The organism is Methylobacterium sp. WL103, assembly GCF_008039885.1.
GTDB lineage: Bacteria > Pseudomonadota > Alphaproteobacteria > Rhizobiales > Beijerinckiaceae > Methylobacterium > Methylobacterium cerastii.
Window position 1 is genome coordinate 1 of sequence record NZ_VRUX01000384.1, and the last position, 4,141, is coordinate 4,141.

Below are 4,141 nucleotides of genomic sequence, written 5' to 3' on the forward strand. Positions count from 1 at the left end.
GCGGGCGAGCACGTCGCGCAGGAAGCGCCCGGTATGGCTCGCCTTCGACGCGGCGATCTGCTCGGGCGTGCCTTCGGCCACCACCACGCCGCCGCCGTCTCCGCCCTCCGGCCCCATGTCGATCACCCAGTCGGCGGTCTTGATGACCTCGAGGTTGTGCTCGATCACCACGACGGTGTTGCCCTGGTCGACGAGCTCGTGGAGCACCTCCATCAGCTTGGCGACGTCGTGGAAGTGCAGGCCGGTGGTCGGCTCGTCGAGGATGTAGAGGGTGCGCCCGGTCGAGCGCTTGGACAGCTCCTTGGAGAGCTTCACCCGCTGCGCCTCGCCGCCCGACAGGGTGGTGGCCTGCTGCCCGACGCTGACGTAGTCGAGCCCGACGCGCTTCAGGGTCTCCATCTTCTCGCGGATCGTCGGCACCGCCTTGAACAGGTCGGCCGCCTCCTCGACGGTCATGTCGAGCACGTCGGCGATCGACTTGGCGCGGTACTTCACCTCCAGCGTCTCGCGGTCGTAGCGCTTGCCCTTGCACACGTCGCAGGTGACGTAGACGTCGGGCAGGAAGTGCATCTCGATCTTGATGACGCCGTCGCCCGAGCACGCCTCGCAGCGGCCGCCGCGCACGTTGAACGAGAACCGCCCCGGCTGGTAGCCGCGGGCCTTGGCCTCGGGCAGGCCGGCGAACCAGTCGCGGATCGGGGTGAAGGCGCCGGTATAGGTCGCCGGGTTCGAGCGCGGGGTGCGCCCGATCGGCGACTGGTCGATGTCGATGACCTTGTCGAGGTGCTCCAGGCCTTCGAGCCGGTCGAACGGCGCCGGGTGCTCCAGCGCGCCGTTCAGGCGCTTGGCCACCGCCTTGTAGAGCGTGTCGATGATCAGCGTGGACTTGCCGCCGCCCGAGACGCCGGTGACGCAGGTGAAGGTGCCGAGCGGGATCTCGATGTCCACGTTCTTCAGGTTGTTGCCGCGGGCGCCGAACACGCCGAGCTTGCCCTTGCGCCCTTTTCGCCGGGCGGTGGGCGTGCGCACCGACTTCTCGCCGGTGAGGTACTTGGCGGTGAGCGATTCGGGATGCGCCAGCACCTCCGCGGGCGTGCCCTGCGCGATGATCCGGCCGCCGTGGATGCCGGCGCCCGGCCCGACGTCGACGACGTAGTCGGCCTGGAGGATCGCGTCCTCGTCGTGCTCGACCACGATCACCGAATTGCCGAGGTCGCGCAGCCGCTTCAGCGTGCCGAGCAGGCGCTCGTTGTCGCGCTGGTGCAGGCCGATCGAGGGCTCGTCGAGCACGTAGAGCACGCCGGTGAGGCCCGAGCCGATCTGCGAGGCCAGCCGAATGCGCTGGCTCTCGCCGCCCGACAGCGTTCCCGAGCCGCGGGCCAGCGTCAGGTATTCGAGGCCGACGTCGACGAGGAACGAGAGCCGGTCGCGGATCTCCTTCAGGATCCGCACCGCGATCTCGTTCTGCTTGGCGGTGAGCCTGGCCGGCAGCTCCGAGAACCAGCGGTGGGCCTCGCTGACCGAGAGCGCGGTGACCGCGCCGACATCCTCCATCGCGACCTTGACGGCCAGCGCCTCGACCTTCAGCCGCTTGCCGCCGCAGGCGGCGCAGGGGGTCTCGCTCATGAAGCGCGAGATCTCGTCGCGGGCGGCGTCGCTCTCGGTCTCCTTGTAGCGGCGCTCCAGGTTCGGGATCACGCCCTCGAACGGCTTGTTGACGGCGTACTTGCGCATGCCGTCGTCGTAGTCGAAGCGGATCGTCTGCTTGCCCGAGCCGTAGAGGATGATCGCGCGGGCCGCCTCGGGAAGCCGCGACCAGGCCGTGTCGGTCTTGAAGCCGTAATGCCGGGCCAGCGCGTCGAGCGTCTGCCCGTAATAGGGCGAGGTGGACTTGGCCCAGGGGCCGATGGCGCCGCGCTTGAGGGTGAGCGCCTCGTCGGAGATCACCAGCTCGGCGTCGATCCGCATCTCATGGCCGATGCCGCCGCAGGTCGGGCAGGCGCCGAACGGGTTGTTGAAGGAGAACAGCCTCGGCTCGATCTCGGCGATGGTGAAGCCCGAGACCGGGCAGGCGAAGCGCGACGAGAGCGTGATCTTCTCTCTGCTCTCGCCCTCGGGCACGTCGGCGAACTCGATGTCGGCGATGCCGTCGGCGAGCTCGAGCGCGGTCTCGAAGGAATCGGCGAGCCGGGCGGCGATGTCGGCCCGCACCACGATCCGGTCGACCACCACGTCGATGTCGTGCTTGAGCTTCTTGTCGAGCTTCGGCACGTCGTCGATCGGGTAGTACTCCCCGTCGATCCGCAGGCGCTGGAAGCCCTTCTTCTGGAACTCGGCGATCTCCTTGCGGTACTCGCCCTTGCGGCCGCGGACGACGGGCGCGAGCAGGTAGAGCCGGCTCTTCTCGGGCAGCGCCAGGACGCGGTCGACCATCTGCTGGACCGTCTGGCTCTCGATCGGCAGGCCGGTGGCGGGCGAATACGGAATGCCGACGCGCGCCCAGAGCAGGCGCATGTAGTCGTAGATCTCGGTGACGGTGCCGACGGTGGAGCGCGGGTTCTTCGAGGTGGTCTTCTGCTCGATCGAGATCGCCGGCGAGAGCCCGTCGATCTGGTCGACGTCGGGCTTGGACATCATCTCCAGGAACTGGCGCGCATAGGCCGAGAGCGACTCGACGTAGCGGCGCTGCCCCTCGGCGTAGATCGTGTCGAAGGCGAGCGACGACTTGCCCGAGCCCGAGAGCCCGGTGAACACCACGAGCTTGTCGCGCGGGATCGTCAGGTCGACGTTCTTGAGGTTGTGCTCGCGCGCGCCGCGCACCGAGATCACCCGCCGGTCGCGCTCGGCCGGCGTCTCGCGGTCGAACAGGCGCTCGAGCTTCGCGTCGATGCCGGCCTCGGCCTCGACGGCCGGGTTCGCCTTCGCGGCCTTCCCGGCCGCCGGCGCCTTGGTTGCGACCGCCGGCGCCTTGGTTGCGGAAGTCTTCGCTGCGGAAGTCTTCGCTGCGGAAGTTTTGCCGGCAGGCGTCTTCCCGGCGGGCGTCTTGGCGGCGACGGCTTTGGCCATGGCGGGGGCGGTCTTTCGAGGCGTCGACGCGGGCGGGATCCGGCGATCGCGAATGCGACAGCCGCGCCGGGTCATGTCGTCCGTCCGAAGCCTTCGGCAAGGTGCGGCGGGCGGGACGCAGGCCCGGCATGCTTGCGCGTCTGCTAGAACGAAACGCGTACGCGGGCAACTCGCCAGCCGTTCCGGGCCGCCGCCGCCGCGCACGCCACGCCCGCCTGGGCCCGGCGCCGAGGCGTGGCCGCTTCCCGGCTTACTGCATCGCCTTCGTCATCGCCTCGGAGGAGGAGGCTTTCGGGTTGGCCTTGCAGTAGGCGCGCATCTTGGCGTCGAGCGCGGAGGCCTGGGGGTCGGCGGCGATCATCGCCTTGTCGGCGGGGCTGAGCGAAGCCTGCGCCTGCGCGTCGGCCTTCAGATAGTCAGCGCAGCTCATGTCGCCGGTCTGGGCTTCGGCGGCGGCGAGGCCGGCGATCAGCAGGCTCGCTGCGAGGAGGGTACGGGTCATGATGGCCTCGGAGTTGGACGGGCCCGGAACCGTCGCGCGGTCGCGAGCGACTCCTCCGTAGGACGACACCGCACCCGGCGTCCGTCGCCGACCTTGCCCAGGCGTCCGGAAAGCATGACGGCCCGTCCCAAACCGGCCTGCCGGACTGAGGGAGCCTGCGGTTGTATCGATTGGGGTGCTGAAATATTGAGCTGATCTTAGATTGCAACCGCCTGTTTACCACCTGCGGCTTTATCATTTGTCAAAGCCTTGCGCGAATGAAGGATTGGCAAGCGGATGACGACCGGTGTTCTGATGTCCTTGCGCGGCCGCATCGTGGCGGTCGCGCTGGCACCTTGCCTCGCCTTCGCCGCGGTGGCCGGGGTCGCGATCGCGGACCGGATGGCGCAGCGCGCCGAAGTGGTCCAGGTCGAGGATCTGGTCGGCCTCGCCTCGCGGATCAGCGCCTTCGTCCACGAGGGCCAGCGCGAGCGCGGCGGCTCCAGCCTGTTCCTCGCCTCGAAGGGCACGCAGTTCAAGGCCGAGCTCGTCGCCCAGCGTGCGCGCACCGACGCCACCCGCCAGGGCCTGGCC

The 4,141-nt window shown here is 69.2% G+C and carries 3 protein-coding genes; 1 reads left to right on the forward strand and 2 read right to left on the reverse strand.

Annotation, left to right across the window (positions count from 1 at the left end):
- Both uvrA and FV222_RS18925 read right to left on the reverse strand, forming a co-directional pair.
- Window positions 1–3,066: excinuclease ABC subunit UvrA (gene uvrA, locus FV222_RS18920; RefSeq protein WP_147815383.1), on the reverse strand; the 3,066-nt coding region annotated here is incomplete at its 3' end.
- Between the two features lie 250 nt (window positions 3,067–3,316).
- Entirely contained in the window at window positions 3,317–3,568 is a 252-nt protein-coding gene (locus tag FV222_RS18925) for a hypothetical protein (protein ID WP_147815384.1), read from the reverse strand.
- 276 nt (window positions 3,569–3,844) lie between these two features.
- Here FV222_RS18925 and FV222_RS18930 point away from each other — a divergent pair.
- A partial coding sequence (locus FV222_RS18930) for a nitrate- and nitrite sensing domain-containing protein (RefSeq protein WP_187277377.1) occupies window positions 3,845–4,141 on the forward strand: 297 nt, incomplete at its 3' end.